The 20,588-nt window shown below is 64.6% G+C and carries 22 protein-coding genes and 1 tRNA gene; 22 read left to right on the top strand and 1 reads right to left on the bottom strand.

Annotation, left to right across the window (positions count from 1 at the left end):
- Positions 1-16 precede the first annotated feature (16 nt).
- The 22 genes from AAFF27_19820 to AAFF27_19715 all read left to right on the top strand — a co-directional run bounded on the left by AAFF27_19820 (position 17) and on the right by AAFF27_19715 (position 18,594).
- On the top strand, positions 17-1,003 hold the full coding sequence (locus AAFF27_19820; protein ID XAH22246.1) for an NAD(P)H-quinone oxidoreductase: 987 nt from the start codon (positions 17-19) through the stop codon (positions 1,001-1,003).
- A gap of 42 nt (positions 1,004-1,045) precedes the next feature.
- The gene (gene tpiA / locus AAFF27_19815; protein XAH22245.1) at positions 1,046-1,792 is read left to right on the top strand and encodes a triose-phosphate isomerase; all 747 of its coding nucleotides are present in this window, start codon (positions 1,046-1,048) and stop codon (positions 1,790-1,792) included.
- A gap of 37 nt (positions 1,793-1,829) precedes the next feature.
- Positions 1,830-2,255, top strand: coding sequence for a preprotein translocase subunit SecG (gene secG, locus AAFF27_19810; protein ID XAH22244.1), 426 nt, complete (start codon positions 1,830-1,832; stop codon positions 2,253-2,255).
- Positions 2,256-2,404: 149 nt separating this feature from the next.
- Positions 2,405-2,489, top strand: a tRNA-Leu gene (locus AAFF27_19805).
- A gap of 59 nt (positions 2,490-2,548) precedes the next feature.
- A complete protein-coding gene (locus AAFF27_19800) occupies positions 2,549-2,908 on the top strand; it encodes an NADH-quinone oxidoreductase subunit A (protein ID XAH22243.1) in 360 nt (119 codons plus the stop codon).
- A gap of 24 nt (positions 2,909-2,932) precedes the next feature.
- Positions 2,933-3,415 carry an NADH-quinone oxidoreductase subunit B family protein gene (locus AAFF27_19795; protein ID XAH22242.1) on the top strand — a complete coding sequence of 161 codons (483 nt, stop codon included), beginning with the start codon at positions 2,933-2,935 and terminating at the stop codon, positions 3,413-3,415.
- Between the two features lie 11 nt (positions 3,416-3,426).
- On the top strand, positions 3,427-4,044 hold the full coding sequence (locus AAFF27_19790) for an NADH-quinone oxidoreductase subunit C (GenBank protein XAH22241.1): 618 nt from the start codon (positions 3,427-3,429) through the stop codon (positions 4,042-4,044).
- 23 nt (positions 4,045-4,067) lie between these two features.
- Entirely contained in the window at positions 4,068-5,321 is a 1,254-nt protein-coding gene (locus tag AAFF27_19785; protein ID XAH22240.1) for an NADH-quinone oxidoreductase subunit D, read from the top strand.
- The gene (nuoE, locus tag AAFF27_19780; GenBank protein XAH22239.1) at positions 5,318-5,821 is read left to right on the top strand and encodes an NADH-quinone oxidoreductase subunit NuoE; all 504 of its coding nucleotides are present in this window, start codon (positions 5,318-5,320) and stop codon (positions 5,819-5,821) included. The genes AAFF27_19785 and nuoE overlap by 4 nt, the downstream gene beginning before the upstream one ends.
- Positions 5,818-7,176: an NADH-quinone oxidoreductase subunit NuoF gene (gene nuoF / locus AAFF27_19775; GenBank protein ID XAH22238.1), complete on the top strand. Its 1,359-nt coding sequence runs from the start codon at positions 5,818-5,820 to the stop codon at positions 7,174-7,176. The genes nuoE and nuoF overlap by 4 nt, the downstream gene beginning before the upstream one ends.
- A gap of 16 nt (positions 7,177-7,192) precedes the next feature.
- A complete protein-coding gene (gene nuoG / locus AAFF27_19770) occupies positions 7,193-9,343 on the top strand; it encodes an NADH-quinone oxidoreductase subunit NuoG (protein ID XAH22237.1) in 2,151 nt (716 codons plus the stop codon).
- A complete protein-coding gene (gene nuoH / locus AAFF27_19765; GenBank protein ID XAH22236.1) occupies positions 9,340-10,416 on the top strand; it encodes an NADH-quinone oxidoreductase subunit NuoH in 1,077 nt (358 codons plus the stop codon). The genes nuoG and nuoH overlap by 4 nt, the downstream gene beginning before the upstream one ends.
- A gap of 6 nt (positions 10,417-10,422) precedes the next feature.
- Positions 10,423-10,938, top strand: coding sequence for an NADH-quinone oxidoreductase subunit NuoI (gene nuoI, locus AAFF27_19760; protein XAH22235.1), 516 nt, complete (start codon positions 10,423-10,425; stop codon positions 10,936-10,938).
- Between the two features lie 26 nt (positions 10,939-10,964).
- A complete protein-coding gene (locus AAFF27_19755) occupies positions 10,965-11,612 on the top strand; it encodes an NADH-quinone oxidoreductase subunit J (protein ID XAH22234.1) in 648 nt (215 codons plus the stop codon).
- Complete coding sequence (gene nuoK, locus AAFF27_19750) at positions 11,609-11,917, top strand: NADH-quinone oxidoreductase subunit NuoK (GenBank protein XAH22233.1); 309 nt, start codon at positions 11,609-11,611, stop codon at positions 11,915-11,917. The genes AAFF27_19755 and nuoK overlap by 4 nt, the downstream gene beginning before the upstream one ends.
- A 35-nt stretch (positions 11,918-11,952) precedes the next feature.
- On the top strand, positions 11,953-14,013 hold the full coding sequence (gene nuoL, locus AAFF27_19745) for an NADH-quinone oxidoreductase subunit L (protein ID XAH22232.1): 2,061 nt from the start codon (positions 11,953-11,955) through the stop codon (positions 14,011-14,013).
- Positions 14,014-14,031: 18 nt separating this feature from the next.
- Positions 14,032-15,507, top strand: coding sequence for an NADH-quinone oxidoreductase subunit M (locus tag AAFF27_19740; protein XAH22231.1), 1,476 nt, complete (start codon positions 14,032-14,034; stop codon positions 15,505-15,507).
- 24 nt (positions 15,508-15,531) lie between these two features.
- Complete coding sequence (gene nuoN, locus AAFF27_19735; GenBank protein XAH22230.1) at positions 15,532-17,016, top strand: NADH-quinone oxidoreductase subunit NuoN; 1,485 nt, start codon at positions 15,532-15,534, stop codon at positions 17,014-17,016.
- A 16-nt stretch (positions 17,017-17,032) separates the two neighbouring features.
- Positions 17,033-17,338 carry a DUF2818 family protein gene (locus AAFF27_19730; GenBank protein ID XAH22229.1) on the top strand — a complete coding sequence of 102 codons (306 nt, stop codon included), beginning with the start codon at positions 17,033-17,035 and terminating at the stop codon, positions 17,336-17,338.
- Positions 17,339-17,348: 10 nt separating this feature from the next.
- A complete protein-coding gene (locus AAFF27_19725; protein ID XAH22228.1) occupies positions 17,349-17,942 on the top strand; it encodes an NUDIX hydrolase in 594 nt (197 codons plus the stop codon).
- Positions 17,939-18,418 carry a DUF1178 family protein gene (locus AAFF27_19720; protein ID XAH22227.1) on the top strand — a complete coding sequence of 160 codons (480 nt, stop codon included), beginning with the start codon at positions 17,939-17,941 and terminating at the stop codon, positions 18,416-18,418. Before AAFF27_19725 ends, AAFF27_19720 begins: the two co-directional genes overlap by 4 nt.
- Positions 18,415-18,594 carry a hypothetical protein gene (locus AAFF27_19715; GenBank protein ID XAH22226.1) on the top strand — a complete coding sequence of 60 codons (180 nt, stop codon included), beginning with the start codon at positions 18,415-18,417 and terminating at the stop codon, positions 18,592-18,594. The genes AAFF27_19720 and AAFF27_19715 overlap by 4 nt, the downstream gene beginning before the upstream one ends.
- A gap of 174 nt (positions 18,595-18,768) precedes the next feature.
- On the opposite strand, the gene AAFF27_19710 is transcribed toward AAFF27_19715, so the two are convergent.
- On the bottom strand, positions 18,769-20,544 hold the full coding sequence (locus AAFF27_19710; protein ID XAH26274.1) for an ABC transporter transmembrane domain-containing protein: 1,776 nt from the start codon (positions 20,542-20,544) through the stop codon (positions 18,769-18,771).
- Positions 20,545-20,588 lie beyond the last annotated feature (44 nt).

The raw sequence follows: 20,588 nt of genomic DNA, 5'->3' as shown, positions 1-20,588 counted from the left end.
CACTGCGAGAAACGCCATGCGTGCTGTCGACATCACTTCCTATGGGCCGCCCGAGGTTCTGCAGTTGCGCGAGCGGCCGCAGCCGGTTGCCGGCGCCGGTGAGCTGCTGATCCGCGTTGCGGCCAGCGGCATCAACCGGCCCGACGTGCTGCAGCGCACCGGCAACTACCCGGTGCCGCCGGGTGCGTCCGATGTGCCGGGCCTGGAGGTCGCCGGTGTTATCGAAAGCGGTGATGCCGCCGCCATGGCCGAGGCCGGCTTCAAGGTGGGCGACCGTGTCTGCGCCTTGCTGGCCGGTGGCGGCTATGCGGAGTACGCCGTTGCCCCGGTCGGGCAGTGCCTGCCGGTGCCGGACGGCCTGAGCGATATCGAGGCGGCTTCGCTGCCCGAGACCTTCTTCACCGTGTGGAGCAACGTCTTCATGCGCGGCCGCCTGCAGCGTGGTGAAACCCTGCTGGTGCAGGGCGGCACCAGCGGCATCGGCGTCACCGCCATCCTGGTCGCCAAGGCCATGGGCGCGACGGTCATCGTCACCGCCGGCAGCGACGAGAAATGCGCCGCCTGCCTGCAGTTGGGTGCGGACCATGCCATCAACTACAAGTCGCAGGACTTTGTGGCAGAAGTCCGGACGCTCACCGCAGGCAAGGGCGTGGACGTGGTGCTCGACATGGTTGCTGGTGACTATGTTGCGCGCGAAGTCGAATGCCTGGCCGAGGATGGCCGCATCGTCATCATTGCGGTGCAGGGCGGCATCAATGCGGGCTTCAATGCGGGCCTGGTGCTGCGGCGCCGGCTCACCATTACCGGCAGCACGCTGCGGCCGCGGCCAGTGGCCTTCAAGGCCTCGGTGGCGCGCGAGCTGCGCGAGCAGGTCTGGCCGCTGTTGTCCACGGGCCGTATCAAGCCCGTCATCCATGCCACCTTCGAGGCGGCGCATGCAGCCGAGGCGCATGCGCTGATGGAGTCCGGTACGCACGTCGGCAAGATCGTGCTCACCTGGTAGGCGTGGCTATTCCATAAAAAGAAGAGAACGAAGACGCAATCCATGAAGAACAGGAAGCTCATCGCGGGCAACTGGAAGATGAACGGCAGCCTGGCGGCCAATGCCGCGCTGCTCGATGGCCTGCTGGCCGGCGTCGGTGCAGGTGCTGCCGATGTCGCGGTCTGCGTGCCGGCGCCTTATCTGGCGCAGGTGGGTGCTCGCCTGCAGGGGGCGCCGATCGCGCTGGGCGCGCAGGATGTGTCGGCCCATGCCCAGGGCGCCTACACCGGCGAGGTATCGGCAGCCATGCTGCAGGACTTCGGCGCGCGCTATGCGCTGGTCGGTCATTCCGAGCGGCGCCAGTACCACGGCGAAACCGATGCGGCCGTGGCCGCCAAGGCGCTGGCCGCATTGGCCGCAGGTATCGTGCCGGTCGTCTGCATCGGCGAATCGCTGGCGCAGCGCGAGGCGGGCCAGACCGAGGCCGTCGTCGGCGCGCAGTTCGCGGCGGTGGCTCAGGCCTTGGGCGACAAGCTCGGTGGCATCGTGCTGGCCTATGAGCCGGTCTGGGCCATTGGTACCGGCAAGACAGCCACGCCCGAGCAGGCGCAGGCGGTGCATGCCGGCCTGCGCGCGCGGCTGCAAGCCGTGTCCCCGGCCGCTGCGGGTGTGCGCATCCTGTACGGCGGCAGCATGAATGCGGCCAATGCAGCCGAGCTGCTGGCCCAGCCCGATATCGACGGCGGCCTGATCGGCGGCGCGTCGCTCAAGGCGCCTGATTTCCTGACCATCGTGGCTGCGGCGCAGTAAGCGCCGGCCACCGCTAAAGAATTTTTGGAGTAATTCGATGAACATCGTCCTCAACATCGTCCTGGCCCTGCAGATGCTGTCTGCGCTGGGCATGATCGGCCTGATCCTGGTCCAGCACGGCAAGGGTGCCGACATGGGCGCGGCTTTTGGCAGCGGCGGCTCTGGCAGCCTGTTCGGCGCCAGTGGCAGTGCCAATTTCCTCTCGCGCACCACGGCCGTGCTGGCCGCAGTGTTCTTTGTCTGCACGCTGGCACTGGCCTATTTCGGTAACCTGCGCCCGGTCGATTCGGGCAGCGTGCTGGACCGCGCCGGCGTGAACCTGCCCGTGACGCCAGCACCGGTGGACACCAGCCCCGCAGCGCAGATCCCGGGCAATGCCACGGCGCCTGCCGCACCTGCGGCCACCGGCGCGGCAGCTGTTCCGGTGCCTGCGCCGGCAGAGGCACCCAAGTCCAAACCCTGATCGGGTTTCTGCTACTTCCTGTTTACAGGAATCAGGACTCCAAAACTCCGGTGCGCGAATGAAAGCGATACAAATCCGGAGTAGAATCTGAGTCTGCTTGGAAAGCCAACAACCGCAAGGTCCTCATGCCATCCGAGCAGCGCAAAACCGCCGTCGTGGTGAAATTGGTAGACACGCTATCTTGAGGGGGTAGTGGCGAAAGCTGTGCGAGTTCGAGTCTCGCCGACGGCACCATATACAGCCTGTCCGGGTCTACCTCCGGGCAGGCTCACGCGATAAGCTGACCCCCCAAGATGAACCTCGACCAGTACCTTCCTGTCCTCCTGTTCATTCTGGTCGCCATAGGGGTAGGTATCGCGCCCCAGGCGCTCGGCTATCTGCTCGGGCCCAATCGGCCCGATGCGGCCAAGAATTCCCCTTACGAGTGTGGCTTCGAAGCGTTCGAAGACGCGCGCATGCAGTTCGACGTGCGCTACTACCTCGTTGCCATTCTTTTCATCCTGTTCGACCTGGAAATCGCGTTCCTGTTTCCCTGGGCCGTGGCACTCAAGGACATTGGCGCTACCGGGTTCTGGGCGGCCGTGATCTTTCTGGGCATCCTTGTCGTGGGCTTTGCCTACGAATGGAAAAAGGGCGCGCTCGACTGGGAATGATCGGTTTCGGCCAAGGAGTCAGATATGGCAATCGAAGGTGTTTTCAAGGAAGGTTTCATCACTACGTCGTATGACTCGGTGGTGAACTGGGCCAAGACCGGCTCGCTGTGGCCGATGACGTTCGGCCTGGCCTGTTGTGCGGTCGAGATGATGCATGCCGCTGCGGCACGCTATGACATCGGCCGCTTCGGCGCGGAAGTGTTCCGCGCCAGCCCGCGCCAGTCCGATCTGATGATCGTGGCCGGTACGCTGTGCAACAAGATGGCGCCGGCGCTGCGCAAGGTCTACGACCAGATGGCCGAGCCGCGCTGGGTGCTGTCCATGGGCTCGTGCGCCAATGGCGGTGGCTACTACCACTACAGCTATTCGGTCGTGCGCGGCTGCGACCGCATCGTGCCGGTTGACGTCTACGTGCCCGGCTGCCCGCCCACGGCGGAAGCCTTGATCTACGGGATCATCCAGCTGCAGCAAAAGGTGCGCCGCACCAACACGATTGCCCGCGTATGAGCGAAGCCGCCATGACTTCTTCCCCGGCTGTTGCCATCGCTCCCGAGGCGCTCAAAGACGTGCTCGCTGCCGCTCTTGGCGACAAGGCCTTGCGTTTTGTCGTGCGGCTGGGTGAGGTGACGGTCATCGTCGCCCCTGCGCACTACCTCGAAGCCATGCAGATCCTGCGCGACGCGCCGGGTTGCCAGTTCGAGCAGCTGATCGACCTCTGCGGCGTCGACTACTCGACCTACCGCGACGGTCTGTGGGAGGGCTCGCGCTATGCAGTGGTCACCCACCTGCTGTCGGTGAGCCTGAACCAGCGCGTGCGCGTCAAGGCTTTCTGCGCTGATGACAACCTGCCGGTGCTGCCCTCGGTCAATGTGCTCTGGAACTCGGCCAACTGGTTCGAGCGCGAAGCCTTCGATCTGTTTGGCATCGTCTTCGAAGGCCATGAGGACCTGCGCCGCATCCTGACCGACTACGGCTTTATCGGCCATCCCTTCCGCAAGGACTTCCCGCTGTCGGGCCATGTCGAGATGCGCTACGACTCCGAGTTGCGCCGCGTGGTCTACCAGCCGGTCACGATTGAACCGCGCGAAGTCACGCCGCGCATCATCCGCGAAGACAACTACGGCGGCTTGCACTAGGCGCCCGCGGCGACGGTATCCCCATGGCTGAAATCAAGAACTACACCCTGAACTTCGGGCCGCAGCATCCTGCGGCCCACGGCGTGCTGCGCCTGGTGCTGGAGCTCGACGGCGAAGTCGTGCAACGCGCCGACCCGCACATCGGCCTGCTGCACCGCGCCACCGAAAAGCTGGCCGAGCACAAGACCTTCATCCAGTCGCTGCCCTACATGGACCGGCTGGACTACGTCTCGATGATGTGCAACGAGCACGCCTACTGCCTGGCCATCGAGAAGCTGCTGGACCTGGAAGTGCCGATCCGCGCGCAGTACATCCGCGTGATGTTTTCCGAGATCACGCGCCTGCTGAACCACCTCATGTGGCTGGGTTCGCACGGTAACGATTGCGGCAGCTCGACCATCCTGATCTACGCCTTCCGCGAGCGCGAAGACCTGTTCGACATGTACGAGGCGGTCTCCGGCGCGCGCATGCATGCGGCCTATTTCCGCCCGGGCGGTGTCTACCGCGACCTGCCCGACAGCATGCCGCAGTACACGGTCAGCAAGATCAAGAATGCCCGCGCACTGGCGCGCATGAACGAGAACCGCCAGGGCTCGCTGCTGGACTTCATCGACGACTTCACGCAGCGCTTCGAGAAGAACCTGGGCGAGTACCACACGCTGCTGACCGACAACCGCATCTGGAAACAGCGCACCGTCGGCATCGGCGTCATGACGCCCGAGCGCGCACTGAACCTGGGCCTGACCGGCCCGATGCTGCGCGGCTCCGGCATTGCCTGGGACCTGCGCAAGCAGCAGCCCTACGACGCCTACGACCGCATGGATTTCGACATCCCGGTGGGCAAGACCGGCGACTGCTATGACCGCTACCTGGTGCGCATGGAAGAAATGCGCCAGTCCAACCGCATCATCAAGCAGTGCGTGGACTGGCTGCGCGTCAACCCGGGCCCGGTCATCACCGACAACCACAAGGTGGCAGCACCTTCGCGTGAGTCGATGAAGGCCAACATGGAAGAGCTGATCCACCACTTCAAGCTCTTCACCGAAGGTTTCCACGTGCCCGAAGGCGAGGCCTATGCGGCCGTCGAGCACCCCAAGGGCGAGTTCGGTATCTATCTGGTGAGCGATGGCGCCAACAAGCCCTACCGCCTGAAGATCCGAGCCCCCGGCTTCGTTCACCTCGCCGCCATGGATGAAATGGCGCGCGGCCACATGATTGCCGACGCGGTTGCCGTGATCGGTACGCTGGACATCGTTTTTGGAGAGATTGACCGATGATCTCCGACACCACCCGAGCCCGTTTCGACAAGGAAGTCGCCAAATACCCCGCCGACCAAAAGCAGTCGGCGGTGATGGCCTGCCTGGCCATCGTGCAGCAAGAACAAGGCTATGTCAGCCAGGAGAGTGAGGCGGTGATAGCTGCCCACCTCGACATGCCAGAGATCGCCGTGCGTGAAGTCACGACCTTCTACAACATGTACAACCAGCAGCCCACGGGCCGCTTCAAGCTCAACGTCTGCACCAACCTGCCGTGCCAGCTGCGCGACGGCCAGAAGGCCTTGCACCACCTGGAGCACAAGCTCGGTGTCAAGATGGGTGAGACCACGGCCGATGGCCTGTTCACGCTGCAGCAGAGCGAATGCCTGGGCGCCTGCGCCGATTCGCCGGTGATGCTGGTCAACGACCGCACCATGTGCAGCTTCATGAGCAACGAGAAGCTCGACCAGTTGATCGATGGCCTGCGCGCCACCGAATCCGGTGCCAAGGAGGGGGTGTGATGAACGCAACCCAGGTTCTCTCTCAGTTCCAGGCCACCGGGGTCCAGACCTGCTTCCACGACCGCCACATCGAGCCGCAGATCTATGCCGGCCTGGACGGTACCAACTGGCGCCTGAAGGACTACGAGGCACGCGGCGGCTATGCGGCCCTGCGCAAGATCCTCGCGGCAGGGGAGGGCGAAGGCCTGACCCAGGACCAGGTGATCGCCACGGTCAAGGAATCCGGCCTGCGCGGCCGCGGCGGTGCGGGTTTCCCGACCGGGCTCAAGTGGAGCTTCATGCCTCGCCAGTTCCCGGGCCAGAAGTACCTCGTCTGCAATTCGGACGAAGGCGAGCCGGGCACTTGCAAGGATCGCGACATCCTGCAGTTCAACCCGCACATCGTCATCGAAGGCATGATCATCGCGGCCTACGCGATGGGCATCTCGGTGGGCTACAACTACATCCACGGCGAGATCTTCCAGACCTACGACCGCTTCGAGGAAGCGCTGGAAGAAGCCCGTGCCGCTGGCTACCTGGGCGACAAGATCCTGGGCAGCGGTTTCAGCTTCCAGTTGCATGCGGCGCATGGTTTTGGCGCCTACATCTGCGGTGAAGAAACCGCGCTGCTCGAATCGCTCGAAGGCAAGAAGGGCCAGCCGCGCTTCAAGCCGCCGTTCCCGGCCAGCTTTGGCCTGTACGGCAAGCCGACCACGATCAACAACACCGAGACCTTTGCGGCTGTGCCGTGGATCATCCGCAATGGCGGCGCGGCCTACCTGGAGATCGGCAAGCCGAACAACGGCGGCACCAAGATCTTCTCGGTCTCGGGCGATGTGGAAAAGCCAGGCAACTACGAAGTGCCGATGGGCACGCCCTTCGCCAAGCTGCTTGAATTGGCGGGCGGTGTGCGCAAGGGGCGCCAGCTCAAGGCCGTGATCCCCGGTGGATCGTCGTCGCCGGTGCTGCCGGCGGCCATCATGATGGAATGCACGATGGACTACGACTCCATCGCCAAGGCCGGCTCCATGCTGGGCTCGGGTGCGGTGATCGTGATGGACGATTCGCGCTCCATGGTCGAGTCGCTGCTGCGCCTGTCCTACTTCTACTCGCACGAGTCCTGCGGCCAGTGCACGCCCTGCCGCGAAGGCACGGGCTGGATGTGGCGCGTGATCGACCGCATCCAGCATGAGCAAGGCCGCGCCGGTGACCTTGACCTGCTCAATTCGGTTGCCGACAACATCCAGGGCCGCACCATCTGCGCATTGGGCGATGCCGCCGCAATGCCGGTGCGCGCCATGATCAAGCACTTCCGCCCCGAGTTCGAGGCGCTGATCCAGCAGAACAGGAATTCCGCGAAACCGGCCCACGCCTGACGCGGAGATACACGACATGGTTGAAATCGAACTCGACGGCCAGAAGGTCGAAGTCGCCGAAGGCTGCATGGTGATGCATGCGGCCGAGAAGGCAGGCACTTACATTCCGCACTTCTGCTATCACAAGAAGCTGTCCATTGCGGCCAATTGCCGCATGTGCCTGGTGGATGTGGAGAAGGCCCCCAAGCCGATGCCGGCCTGCGCCACGCCGGTGACGCAAGGCATGATCGTGCGCACCAAGAGCGACAAGGCGATCAAGGCCCAGCAGTCGGTGATGGAGTTTTTGCTCATCAACCACCCGCTGGACTGCCCGATCTGCGACCAGGGCGGCGAATGCCAGTTGCAGGACATCGCGGTTGGCTACGGTGGCTCTGCCTCGCGCTACGCCGAGGAAAAGCGCGTGGTGTTCCACAAGGACGTCGGCCCGCTGATCTCGATGGAAGAGATGAGCCGCTGCATCCACTGCACCCGCTGCGTGCGCTTTGGCCAGGAAGTGGCCGGCGTGATGGAGCTGGGCATGATCCATCGCGGCGAGCATTCCGAGATCACCACGGTGGTCGGCGACACGGTGGACTCCGAGCTGTCGGGCAACATGATCGACATCTGCCCGGTCGGCGCGCTCACCAGCAAGCCTTTCCGCTACAGCGCCCGCACCTGGGAGCTGTCGCGCCGCAAGTCGGTCAGCCCGCATGACTCCACCGGTGCCAACCTGGTGGTCCAGGTCAAGAACAACAAGGTGTTGCGCGTCGTGCCGCTCGAGAACGAAGCGGTCAACGAATGCTGGATTGCCGACCGCGACCGCTTCTCTTACGAAGCACTGAACGGCGAAGAGCGCCTGACCCAGCCCATGCTCAAGCAGGGCGGCGAGTGGAAGACCGTCGATTGGCAGACCGCGCTCGAATACGTGGCCAACGGCCTGCGCCAGATCAAGGCTGACCATGGCGCGGCCTCTGTCGGCGCTCTGGTAAGCCCGCACAGCACGCTGGAAGAGCTCTATCTGGCCGGCGCACTGGTGCGCGGCCTGGGCAGCGACAACATCGACTACCGCCTGCGCAACGCTGAATTCGCCGCGCCGCAAGCCGGTGCCGTGCGCTGGCTGGGCACCTCCATTGCCTCGCTGTCGACCTTGCAGCGCGTGCTGGTGGTGGGCTCCAACCTGCGCAAGGAGCATCCGCTGTTTGCCCAGCGCATCCGCCAGGCTGTGCGCAAGGGCGCTGCGGTCAGCGCGATCCGCTCGGCCGATGACGACTGGGCGATGCCGCTGGCCACCTCCTTGGTGGTCGGGCATGACGACTGGGTGGCCAGCCTGTCCAACATCGCTGCTGCCGTGGCGGCCGAGAAGGGCGTTGCCGCGCCTGCCGCCGGTCAGGCTGATGAGGCCTCCTCCGCCATCGCCCGTTCGCTGCTGGGCGGCGAGCGCAAGGCCATCCTCCTGGGCAATGCCGCAGCGCATCACGCTGATGCGTCGGTGCTGCTGGCACTGGCCCACTGGATCGCTGAGCAGACCGGCGCCAGCGCCGGCTACCTGACCGAAGCCGCCAATACCGTTGGCGCGCAGTTTGTCGGCGCCGTGCCGCAGGCCGGCGGCTTGCACGCCGGGCAGATGCTGCAAGGCGGCCTCAAGGCTGCACTGCTGTTCAACACCGAACCGGCGTTTGACTCCGCTGCCGGTGCCGCCGCCGTCAAGGCGCTGGCGCAGGCCCAAATGGTTGTCACGCTGAGCCCGTTCAAGGCCAACCTCGACTGCAGCGATGTGCTGCTGCCGATCGCACCGTTCACCGAAACCTCGGGCAGCTTCGTCAATGCCGAAGGCCGTCTCCAGGGCTTCCACGCCGTGGTCAAGCCACAGGGCGAAGCGCGTCCGGGCTGGAAGGTGCTGCGCGTGTTGGGCAACCTGCTCGGCTTGCCCGGCTTTGACTTCGAATCTTCGCAAGACGTGCTGGCGGCAGTGCGGGGCGCACTGCCTGCGGATGCAAGCCATCTGCCGGCCGAATGCCTGTCGAATGTGCCGGCATCCGCTGTGCGCGCCGCTACCGTCGGTGGCCCGGCCCCGGTGGTCGCTGCCATCTACGAACTGGACGGCATCGTGCGCCGCGCTGCATCGCTGCAGCTTACGGCGGATGCGCGCCAGACGAGGGCCGCAGCCCTTGAGGGAGCCGCAGCATGATCGACGCTTTGTACGGCTTCGGCCATGGGTTGGTCGGCGCCGGCTGGTGGACCAGCGGCGCCTGGCCGGTCATCTGGACCCTGATCAAGATCATTTGCGTGCTTTTGCCGCTGCTGGGTGCGGTGGCGTACCTGACGCTGTGGGAGCGCAAGCTGCTGGGCTGGATTCAGGTGCGCCATGGTCCCAACCGCGTGGGTCCGTTCGGCCTGCTGCAGCCTATCGCTGATGCGCTCAAGCTGCTGACCAAGGAGCTGATCAACCCGTCGGCGGCCAGTGGCGGCCTGTTCCGGCTCGGCCCGATCATGGCCATCATGCCTGCGCTCGCGGCCTGGGTCGCGATCCCGTTCGGCCCGGATGTGGTGCTGGCCAATATCAACGCCGGCTTGCTGCTGATCATGGCCATCACCTCGGTTGAGGTCTATGGCGTGATCATTGCCGGCTGGGCTTCCAACTCCAAGTACGCCTTCCTGGGCGCGCTGCGTGCCTCGGCACAGATGGTGAGCTATGAAATCGCCATGGGCTTCTGCCTGGTGGTGGTGATCATGGTCACCGGCAGCCTGAACCTGGGCGACGTGGTTGCGGCGCAGGCCAAGGGCATGTTCGCCGACAAGGGTCTGGGCGTCCTGTCCTGGAACTGGCTGCCGCTGCTGCCGATCTTCGTGGTCTACATCATTTCGGGCGTGGCCGAAACCAACCGCCACCCGTTCGACGTGGTCGAAGGCGAGGCCGAGATCGTGGCCGGTCACATGGTCGAGTACTCGGGCATGGGCTTCGCGATCTTCTTCCTGGCTGAATACGCAAGCATGTGGCTGATCGCCATCCTGGCGGCACTGATGTTCCTGGGCGGCTGGCTGTCGCCGGTGGGTTTCCTGGACTTCATTCCGGGCTGGATCTGGCTGGGCCTGAAGACCTTCTTCGTGGTGTCGCTCTTCATCTGGATCCGGGGCACGTTCCCACGGTTCCGCTACGACCAGATCATGCGTCTGGGCTGGAAGATTTTTATTCCTGTGACTCTGGTTTGGCTGCTGATCGTCGGTGGATGGATGCAGACCTCCTGGAACATCTGGAAGTAAACGGAGTTGATGATGACAGCCGCTGCTGTATCCGCCTTTTCGATCAAGGACTTCTTCAAGAGCTTCATGCTCGTGGAGTTGTTCAAGGGCATGGCCCTGACTGGTCGCTACACCTTTCGCCGCAAGATCACGGTGCAGTTCCCCGAGGAGAAGACGCCGCTGTCGCCGCGTTTCCGCGGGCTGCATGCATTGCGCCGCTACGAGAACGGCGAAGAGCGTTGCATTGCCTGCAAGCTGTGCGAAGCCGTCTGCCCTGCGGTGGCGATCACCATCGAGTCCGAAGTGCGTGATGACGGCAGCCGCCGCACCACGCGCTACGACATCGACCTGACCAAGTGCATCTTCTGCGGCTTCTGCGAAGAAAGCTGCCCGGTGGACTCCATCGTCGAGACCCACATCCTTGAGTACCACGGCGAAAAACGCGGTGACCTGTACTTCACCAAGGACATGCTGCTGGCCGTGGGCGATCGCTACGAGCCGGAAATCGCGGCAGCCAAGGCGGCCGACGCCCCTTACCGCTGAGCGCAGCCCGCCAGAGAACCCAATCCATGGACGTCAAGACCGGCTTCTTCTACCTGTTTTCGCTCGTGCTGCTGTTTGCAGCATTCCGGGTGATCACGGCACGCAACCCCGTGCATGCGGTGCTCTACCTCATGCTTGCCTTCTCGCAGGCCTCGGCCGTCTGGCTGCTGCTGCAGGCGGAATTTTTGGCCATCACGCTGGTGCTCGTCTATCTGGGCGCGGTGATGGTGCTGTTCCTGTTCGTGGTGATGATGATCAACATCAACATGGATGGCGTGCGCCAGGGCTTCTGGAAGCACTTCCCGCTGGCGGCGCTGATTGGTGTGGTGATCGCACTCGAGATGGCCTATGTGCTGATGGGCGGCTTCCGCAACATCGGCGGCCCCAAGGCCATGCCGGCGCTGGAGCAGTTGTCCAACACCAAGGCGCTGGGCGTTCTGCTCTACACCGAGTATCTGTACCCGCTGGAAATCGCCGCGGTGATCCTGCTGGTGGCCATCGTTGCCGCCATCGCGCTCACGCTGCGCCGCCGCAAGGACAGCAAGTTCATTGACGTGGCCTCTCAGGTCCGGGTGCGGGCGCAAGACCGTGTCTCGCTGGTCAAGGTCGAGGCAACGCGCGCTCCGGTGGCTGCGGCCCCGGCAGCACCTGCCGCCGTGGAGAAGAAGGCATGACGCTCACTCTTGGACATTACCTCTCGCTCGGTGCGATCCTGTTCGCGCTGTCGGTGATCGGCATCTTCCTGAACCGCAAGAACCTGATCGTGCTGCTGATGGCGATCGAGCTGATGCTGCTTGCGGTCAACATGAACTTCGTGGCCTTCTCCCACTACCTGGGGGACATGCACGGCCAGGTGTTCGTGTTCTTCATCCTGACGGTGGCAGCGGCCGAATCCGCGATTGGCCTGGCCATTCTGGTGCTGCTGTTCCGCAACAAGTCCAGCATCAGTGTCGACGACCTCGACACGCTCAAGGGCTGATGGGCTGACGCGAAGAAGAGAAAGACTAGAGAACGATGAGCGCAACCCTATCTGCTGCCACGCTGCTGGCGATCCCGCTGGCGCCGTTGGCCGGTGCACTGCTGGCCGGCATTCCCGGCACCCTGTTTGGCGGCAACCTGCTGGGCCGCCGCGCCAGCCACACCCTCACCATCCTGGGCGTGCTGGTGGCCTTCGTGCTGTCGGCCATGACGCTGTGGAGCGTGGTGACCGAGGGCGCGCGCTTCGACCAGACCATCTACACCTGGATGACGGTGGGCTCGCTGAAGATGGAAGTCGGCTTCATGGTCGACAGCCTCACCGCCATGATGATGTGCGTGGTGACCTTTGTCTCGCTGATGGTCCACCTCTACACCGTGGGCTACATGGCGGATGACGAAGGCTACGACCGCTTCTTCGCCTACATCTCGCTCTTCACCTTCTCCATGCTGATGCTGGTGATGAGCAACAACCTGCTGCAGCTGTTCTTTGGCTGGGAAGCAGTGGGCCTGGTGTCGTACCTGCTGATCGGCTTCTGGTTCAACAAGCCGACGGCCATCTTCGCCAACATGAAGGCCTTCCTGGTCAACCGCGTGGGTGACTTCGGCTTCATCCTGGGCATTGGCCTGATCGTGGCCTACACCGGCACGCTCAACTACGCCGAGATCTTCTCCAAGACCGGCGAGCTGTCCAAGCTCGGCTTCCCTGGCACCGACTGGATGCTGGTGACCGTGATCTGCATCTGCCTGTTCATTGGCGCCATGGGCAAGTCCGCGCAGTTCCCGCTGCATGTGTGGCTGCCGGACTCGATGGAAGGCCCGACGCCTATCTCGGCGCTGATCCACGCCGCGACGATGGTGACGGCCGGCATCTTCATGGTGGCGCGCATGTCGCCGCTGTTCGAGCTGTCGGACACCGCGCTCAACTTCATCCTGGTGATCGGTTCCATCACGGCGCTGTTCATGGGCTTCCTGGGCATCATCCAGAACGACATCAAGCGCGTGGTGGCCTATTCCACGCTGTCGCAACTGGGCTACATGACGGTGGCGCTGGGCGCTTCGTCCTACTCGGTCGCGGTGTTCCACCTGATGACCCATGCCTTCTTCAAGGCGCTGTTGTTCCTGGCGGCCGGCTCGGTCATCATGGGCCTGCACCACAACCAGGACATCCGCTGGATGGGCGGCGTGCGCAAGTACATGCCCATCACCTGGATCACCTTCCTGCTGGGTTCGCTGGCACTGATTGGCACGCCGCTGTTCTCTGGCTTCTATTCCAAGGACAGCATCATTGAAGCCGTGCATGAGAGCCATCTGCCGGCGGCGGGCTTTGCCTCCTTTGCGGTGCTGGCAGGTGTGTTCATCACGGCTTTCTATTCGTTCCGCCTGTACTTCCTGGTGTTCCACGGCAAGGAGCGCTATGACCAGAACCCGGATGCGCACCACGACGCCCATGACGACCACCATGCGCACGATGACCACCACGGCCATGGCCACGATGCCAAGCCGCACGAGTCGCCCTGGGTGGTGACGGTGCCGCTGGTGCTGCTGGCGATCCCCTCGGTGCTGATTGGCTACCTGACGATCCAGCCGATGCTGTTCGGTGATTTCTTCAAGAACGTGGTCTTTGTGGATGGCAGCAAGCACCACGCCATGGCCGAGCTGTCCGAGGCCTTCCATGGCCCGCTGCAGATGGCAATCCATGGTCTGACGACCCTGCCGTTCTGGCTGGCGCTGGCGGGTGTGGCGGTTTCGTTCTACATGTACATGGTCAACCCGGCGCTGCCGGCGGCGATCAAGCGTACTTTCCAGCCGGTCTACCGCCTGCTGGAGAACAAGTACTACCTCGACTGGATCAACGAGAACATCCTGGCCCGTGGCGCGCGCGCGCTCGGCACCGGCCTCTGGAAGGGCGGCGACCAGGCCGTGATCGACGGCACGCTGGTCAATGGCTCGTGGAAGCTGATTGGTCGCATCGCGGCGGCTGTGCGCCAGATGCAGACCGGCTTCATCTACCACTATGCACTCGTGATGATCGTCGGCGTCTTCGTGCTGATGACGTACTTCGTCTGGCACGACCAGATCGTTGCGCTCTTCAAATAACAACAAGGAAAACGACACATGGGTTGGCTGAGTCTCGCCATCTGGACGCCGATCGCGTTCGGCGCCGTACTGCTGGCGCTGGGCAAGCAAGGCCAGGAAGGGCTGGTGCGCTGGTTGGCGCTCGCAGGTTCCATCCTGAGCCTGCTGGTAACGGTGCCGCTGTACCAGGGCTTTCGCCTGGGTACGGCCGCAATGCAGTTCGTGGAGCGCCACACCTGGGTTGAGCGTTTCAACATCCACTACCACGTGGGGCTGGACGGCCTGTCGTTCTGGTTTGTGCCGCTGACGGCCTTCATCACGGTGATCGTGGTGATTGCCGCCTGGGAGGTCATCACCGAGCGCGTGAACCAGTACATGGGCGCCTTCCTGATCCTCTCCGGGCTCATGATCGGCGTGTTCAGCGCGTTGGACGGCATCCTGTTCTACGTGTTCTTCGAAGCCACGCTGATCCCGATGTACCTGATCATCGGCATCTGGGGCGGCCCGAACAAGATCTACGCGGCCTTCAAGTTCTTCCTGTACACCTTGCTCGGCTCGCTGCTGATGCTGGTGGCGCTGATCTACCTCTACACCCAGTCGGGTGGCAGCTTCGACATCGCCACCTGGCAGCGCCTGCCGCTGTCGTCGACGGCGCAGACGCTGATCTTCTTCGCCTTCTTCGCGGCCTTCGCGGTGAAGGTGCCGATGTGGCCGGTGCACACCTGGCTGCCCGACGTGCACGTCGAGGCGCCTACCGGCGGCTCGGCCGTACTGGCGGCCATCATGCTGAAGCTGGGCGCCTACGGCTTCCTGCGCTTCTCGCTGCCGATCGCACCGGATGCTGCCCACCAATGGGCCTGGCTGATGATCACGCTGTCGCTGGTGGCCGTGGTCTACGTGGGCCTGGTGGCGATGGTGCAGAAGGACATGAAGAAGCTGGTGGCGTATTCGTCCGTGGCGCACATGGGTTTTGTCACGCTGGGCTTCTTCATCTTCAATGACGTGGGCATGGCCGGCGGCATTGTGCAGATGATTGCCCACGGCTTTGTGTCGGGCGCGATGTTCCTGTCGATCGGCGTGCTGTACGACCGCATGCACTCGCGTGACATCGCGGCCTACGGCGGCGTGGTCAACGTGATGCCGCGCTTCACCGCGTTTGCGCTGCTGTTCGCCATGGCCAATTGCGGCCTGCCGGGCACTGCGGGCTTTGTTGGCGAATGGATGGTGATCCTGGGTGCGGTGCAGGCCAACTTCTGGGTTGGTTTGCTGGCGGCCACGGCGCTGATCTTTGGCGCGGCCTACACGCTGTGGATGTTCAAGCGCGTCTACCTGGGCCCGGTGGCCAACGATCACGTGCGCGAGCTGACCGACATCAACGGACGCGAATTCCTCATCATGTCGCTGCTGGCGATTGCCGTGCTGTACATGGGGATCTATCCCAAGCCCTTCACTGACGTGATGGACGCCTCGGTGGCCGAGCTGCTGCGCCACGTCGCAGTGTCGAAACTGCCCTGACCCACGAACGAGACTAGAAGAGATATGGACACATTCGGCTGGGCCACCCTGACCCCGGAGATCCTGCTGCTGGTGATGGCCTGCGTGATCGCGCTGGTCGATCTGAACGTGACCGGCACCCGCCGCACGCTCACCTACACCCTGACGCTGCTGACCCTGGCCGCCACCGCGCTGATTGCCGGCTGGCAGGCGACGCAAGGCGGGACTGCCTACGGTTTCTCCAACATGGTCGTCAGCGACCCGATGGGCAACTGGCTCAAGTGCTTTGCCGCGGTGGCCATGATGGTCACGCTGGTCTATGCCCGCGCTTACGCCAGCGAGCGCGACATGATGCGCGGCGGCGAGCTGTTCATCCTGGGCATGTTCTCGTTGCTGGGCATGTTCGTCATGATCGGCGGCAACAACTTCCTGGTGATCTACCTGGGCCTGGAGTTGCTCACGCTCTCCAGCTACGCCCTGGTGGCGCTGCGCCGTGACGACACCACGGCTACCGAAGCCGCGATGAAGTACTTCGTACTGGGCGCCATGGCCAGCGGCTTCCTGCTGTACGGCCTGTCCATGCTCTACGGTGCGACCGGCTCGCTGGACCTGGGCCAGGTGCTCAAGGCCATCAGCAGCGGCCAGATCCGCCACCAGGTCCTGGTGTTTGGCGTGGTCTTCATCGTGGCCGGCATTGCCTTCAAGCTCGGCGTGGCGCCGTTCCACATGTGGGTGCCCGACGTCTATCAGGGCGCGCCTACGGCGATCACGCTGATCATTGGCGGCGCGACCAAGTTCGCGGCTTTTGCCATGGCCATGCGCCTGCTGGTGGAAGGCTTGCTGCCGCTGGCCATCGACTGGCAGCAGATGCTGGCGGTGCTGGCGGTGTCCTCGCTGCTGGTGGGGAATCTGGCCGCCATTGCGCAGAGCAATCTCAAGCGCATGCTGGCCTACTCGACCATCTCGCAGATGGGCTTTGTGCTGCTGGGCATGATGTCGGGCGTGGTGCACGGCGATGCCGCCTCGGCCTACAACGCCTACAGCTCGGCCATGTTCTACATCGTCAGCTACGTGCTCACCACGCTGGCCGCCTTCGGCGTGATCCTGCTGCTGTCGCGCAAGGGCTTCGAGAGCGACGAGATCTCTGACCTGGCTGGCCTGAACCAGCGCAGCCCGCTGTACGCGGCCGTGATGGCGGTGTGCATGTTCTCCATGGCCGGTGTGCCGCCCATGGTCGGCTTCTACGCCAAGCTGGCAGTGCTGCAGGCGCTGATCACCTCGGGCCTGCCGCTCTATATTGGCCTGGCTGCCTTCGCCGTGGTGATGTCGCTGGTGGGCGCGTTCTATTACATCCGCGTGGTCAAGGTCATGTACTTCGATGCGCCGGTGGATACCTCGCCCATCGTCGCCGGCGCCGATGCCCGCGTGGTGCTGGCGCTTAACGGTGCGCTGGTGCTGGCGCTGGGCCTGCTGCCGGGCGGCCTGATGGCGCTGTGCGCCCAGGCCATCGTCAAGACGCTGGGCACCTGAGGGGCTTTTTCGCCGCATGTCGCTGACGCTCTCGGTCTGGCTGGTTTTGCTGCTGGCCTTCGTGGCGGCCAACCTGCCGTTTGCAAGTCAGCGCGTGCTGGGCCTGGTGGCCCTGCCGCGCGGCAAGAAGACGCTGGCGCTGCGCCTGGCCGAACTGGTGCTGTGCTACTTCCTGGTGGGTGCACTGGCCCTGCTGCTGGAGAAGCGGGCAGGGCAGATCGCGCCGCAGGGCTGGGAGTTCTATGCCGTCACCGGCGCGCTGTTTCTGACGCTGGCCTTCCCTGGTTTCGTCTACCGCTATCTTTTGCGCACACGCGACTAAGGCCCTCTCGATGCAAGACGAATCTCACCTGACCGAGAGCTTGCTCGACCGCGAGTCGCTGTTCGAGGGCCGCTTCCTGAAAGCCCGGCGCGATACCGTGCGCCTGCCTGATGGCGGCTCGGCCACCCGTGAATATGTGGTGCACCCGGGTGCTGTTGTCGTCGTCCCGCTGCTGGACGACGGTCGGGTGGTGCTGGAGCGCCAGTTTCGCTACCCCATAGGCCAGGTGATGGTCGAGTTCCCGGCCGGCAAGCTGGATGCGGGTGAAGACCCGTTTGCCTGCGGCCGGCGCGAGCTGCTGGAAGAAACCGGCTACACCGCGCGTGAATGGGCACGGGCCGGGGCCATGCACCTGGCGATCGCCTATTCGACCGAAATCATCCACATCTACTTTGCGCGCGGCCTGGTGGCCGGCAAGCAGGCGCTGGATGCGGGCGAGTTCCTTGACGTCTTTGCCGCCACGCCCGAAGAACTGCTGCAGTGGTGCCGCGACGGCCGCGTGACCGACGCCAAGACGCTGGCCTGCGTGGTCCATCTGCAAAACCTGCTGTCCGGCGCCTGGACGCTGGATTGGCAGCCGGTGCCTGAAGGCGACGTTCCATGAAGGTCCTGAGCCTGCAGTGCGGGCACGGGCATGGCTTTGAGGGCTGGTTCGGCTCCGAGCAGGACTACCAGGACCAGCGCGGCCGTGGCCTGGTCACCTGCCCGGTGTGCGGCGATGGCGAAGTCGCCAAGCTGCCGAGCGCGCCCAGGCTCAATCTGGTTACCTCCCGCATCGAGGCGGCACCCGCGCACTCCGCCAAGCCGGCTGCGGCGCCGGCTTCGACCGAAGTCTCGGCAGAACCCTCTGCCGAAGTCGCCGCGCTACGGGCCGCCTGGTGGAAGCAGGCGCGCCAGGCAGTACGCAATGCCGAGGACGTGGGCGACCGTTTTGCCGACGAGGCACGGCGCATCCACCATGGTGAAGCCGCCGAGCGCGGCATTCGCGGCAAGGCCTCGCCCGACGAAGCCCGCGCCTTGCTGGAAGAGGGCATTACCGTGATGCCAGTGCCCGCTGCTTTCAACGAGACACTGCAATGAACGAGCAATGGGGTGGCATGGTCTTGGGCGCGGTGGCCTTGGTGGTCACGGCCGTGGTGGTGCGCTTTATCCGCCGCCGGATCGAGCGCCGCCGCCAGGCCCAATGGCTGGCGCGCCAGCCAGCGCCGAGCCGGCAGGTGCGGCGTGCGCAAGAGCGGGCGCGCAAGCAGCGCTAGGTCTATCAAGGGGTTTTAGGGGTTAAATATGCCTCTAGCCCTTATGTGGCCTGGGCTGATAGCTATCTATTTAATAGTATTGTTGGGCCGTTCGGGCTTAGCTTGTCGAAGCTCCAGGGGAGCCCTTCGACAGGCTCAGGGCGAACGGTTTCCTCTTTGAGCGCAAGACCCCGATCAGGCCTCGAACTGCAGCGCCGCCAGGCGCGCATACACCCCACCCGCCGCCACCAGCGTGGCATGCGTGCCTTCTTCCACGATGCGGCCGTGCTCCAGCACTAGGATGCGGTCTGACTTCTGCACCGTCGCCAGCCGGTGGGCGATGACCAGCGTGGTGCGGCGGCCGGTGCCGCGCTGCAGGGCGGCGTCCAGCGCGGCCTGCACCATGCGTTCGCTCTCGGCGTCCAGCGCGCTGGTGGCTTCGTCCAGCAGCAGCAGGGGCGGGTCTTTCAGCAACGCCCGGGCGATGGCGATGCGCTGGCGCTGACCGCCTGACAGGCGCACGCCGCGCTCGCCCAGGAAGGTGTCGTAGCCCTCAGGCAGGGCACTCAGAAAATCGTGTGCGAAGGCGGCGCGGGCGGCGGCCTCGACCTCGGCGTCGGTCGCCTCGGGCCGGCCGTAGCGGATGTTTTCACGCGCGGAGGCAGAGAACACCGCCGCGTCTTGCGGCACCACGCCAATGCGGCTGCGCAGCGTGTGCAGGTCCATCTGGCGCACGTCCATGCCGTCGAGCTCGACGCGGCCGGCGCCAGCGTCCGGGTCGTAGAAGCGCTGCAGCAGCTGGAACACGGTTGTCTTGCCGGCGCCGCTCGGGCCGACCAGGGCCACGGTTTCGCCGGGCGCTATGTGCAGCGTGAGTGCACGCAGCGCTGCCTGCGTGGGGCGCGACGGGTAATGGAAATCAACTGCTACTAAATCAATAGCTATACCCCGGCGTGTATCCTGGGCTTCGGGCACTTTTTGCCATGATTTTGGCATTTCGGGCGCGGCCGGCGACTGGATGGGCGAGCGGCTTTCCAGCAGCTCCATCAGCCGCTCTGCGGCGCCGGCGGCGCGCAGCAGATCGCCATAGACCTCGCCCAGCACGGCCGAGGCGCTGCCCAGGATCAGCGCGTAGACCACGGTCTGGCCCAGTTCGCCGGCAGTCATGTGGCCCAGCAACACGGCTTGCGTGCCGGCATACAGGCCCCACAGCAGGCCGGCGCTGGTGGCGATGATGACGAAGGCGACCAGCAAGGAGCGCGCCTTGCTGCGCCGCACGGCGGTGGCAAATGCGCGTTCGTTGGAGTGGGTGAAGCGCTGTGATTCCCGCTCTTCGGCGGTGTAGCCCTGCACCAGCGGCACGGCATTGAGCACCTCGGCGGCGATGGCGCTGGCGTCGGCAATGCGGTCCTGGCTGGCGCGCGAGAGCTGGCGTACGCGCCGGCCAAACCAGGCGCTGGGGATGATCACCAGCGCCAGCATGCCGATCACCGCCAGCATCAGCATGGGGTGGCTCCAGACCAGCATGGCCAGCGCGCCCAGGGCCATCACGCCATTGCGCAGGCCCATGCTGAGCGACGAGCCGACCACCGTCTGCACCAGGGTGGTGTCGGCGGTGAGGCGCGACAGCACCTCGCCGGTTTGCGTGGTCTCGAAGAACTGCGGGCTTTGGCGCAGCACGTGGCGGTAGACGGCGTTGCGCACGTCCATGGTCACGCGCTCGCCCAGCCAGCTCACCATATAGAAGCGCCCGGCCGAGAACACGCCCAGCGCCACCACCACGCCAAACAGCACAAAGAAGTGCTGGCGCAGCGCCTGCATGCGACCGTCGCCCGGTTGGGCGGCGCCCAGGCCGCCGTCGACCAGGCTGCGCAGCGCCACCGGAAACACCAGCGTGGTGCCCGCGGCCAGCGCCAGCAGCAGCAGCGCCAGCGCGATCTGCCAGCGGTAGGGCTGCAGGAAGGTCGCCATGCGGCGCCGGCGGCCGGCGGTCGATGCGGTTGCCGGCCTGCTGC

This window comes from Xylophilus sp. GW821-FHT01B05 (assembly GCA_038961845.1).
GTDB lineage: Bacteria > Pseudomonadota > Gammaproteobacteria > Burkholderiales > Burkholderiaceae_C > Xylophilus.
This window is presented reverse-complemented; position numbering and strand designations above follow the sequence as displayed.

Coding starts and splice junctions, on each gene's coding strand:
- nuoL (XAH22232.1), top strand. CDS start 11,953: ATGAGCGCAACCCTATCTGCTGCCACGCTGCTGGCGATCCCGCTGGCG.
- AAFF27_19710 (XAH26274.1), bottom strand. CDS start 20,544: ATGGCGACCTTCCTGCAGCCCTACCGCTGGCAGATCGCGCTGGCGCTG.
- AAFF27_19795 (XAH22242.1), top strand. CDS start 2,933: ATGGCAATCGAAGGTGTTTTCAAGGAAGGTTTCATCACTACGTCGTAT.
- nuoN (XAH22230.1), top strand. CDS start 15,532: ATGGACACATTCGGCTGGGCCACCCTGACCCCGGAGATCCTGCTGCTG.
- nuoK (XAH22233.1), top strand. CDS start 11,609: ATGACGCTCACTCTTGGACATTACCTCTCGCTCGGTGCGATCCTGTTC.
- AAFF27_19730 (XAH22229.1), top strand. CDS start 17,033: ATGTCGCTGACGCTCTCGGTCTGGCTGGTTTTGCTGCTGGCCTTCGTG.
- AAFF27_19715 (XAH22226.1), top strand. CDS start 18,415: ATGAACGAGCAATGGGGTGGCATGGTCTTGGGCGCGGTGGCCTTGGTG.
- AAFF27_19755 (XAH22234.1), top strand. CDS start 10,965: ATGGACGTCAAGACCGGCTTCTTCTACCTGTTTTCGCTCGTGCTGCTG.
- AAFF27_19720 (XAH22227.1), top strand. CDS start 17,939: ATGAAGGTCCTGAGCCTGCAGTGCGGGCACGGGCATGGCTTTGAGGGC.
- tpiA (XAH22245.1), top strand. CDS start 1,046: ATGAAGAACAGGAAGCTCATCGCGGGCAACTGGAAGATGAACGGCAGC.
- secG (XAH22244.1), top strand. CDS start 1,830: ATGAACATCGTCCTCAACATCGTCCTGGCCCTGCAGATGCTGTCTGCG.
- AAFF27_19740 (XAH22231.1), top strand. CDS start 14,032: ATGGGTTGGCTGAGTCTCGCCATCTGGACGCCGATCGCGTTCGGCGCC.
- AAFF27_19725 (XAH22228.1), top strand. CDS start 17,349: ATGCAAGACGAATCTCACCTGACCGAGAGCTTGCTCGACCGCGAGTCG.
- nuoG (XAH22237.1), top strand. CDS start 7,193: ATGGTTGAAATCGAACTCGACGGCCAGAAGGTCGAAGTCGCCGAAGGC.
- AAFF27_19820 (XAH22246.1), top strand. CDS start 17: ATGCGTGCTGTCGACATCACTTCCTATGGGCCGCCCGAGGTTCTGCAG.
- AAFF27_19790 (XAH22241.1), top strand. CDS start 3,427: ATGACTTCTTCCCCGGCTGTTGCCATCGCTCCCGAGGCGCTCAAAGAC.
- nuoE (XAH22239.1), top strand. CDS start 5,318: ATGATCTCCGACACCACCCGAGCCCGTTTCGACAAGGAAGTCGCCAAA.
- AAFF27_19785 (XAH22240.1), top strand. CDS start 4,068: ATGGCTGAAATCAAGAACTACACCCTGAACTTCGGGCCGCAGCATCCT.
- AAFF27_19800 (XAH22243.1), top strand. CDS start 2,549: ATGAACCTCGACCAGTACCTTCCTGTCCTCCTGTTCATTCTGGTCGCC.
- nuoH (XAH22236.1), top strand. CDS start 9,340: ATGATCGACGCTTTGTACGGCTTCGGCCATGGGTTGGTCGGCGCCGGC.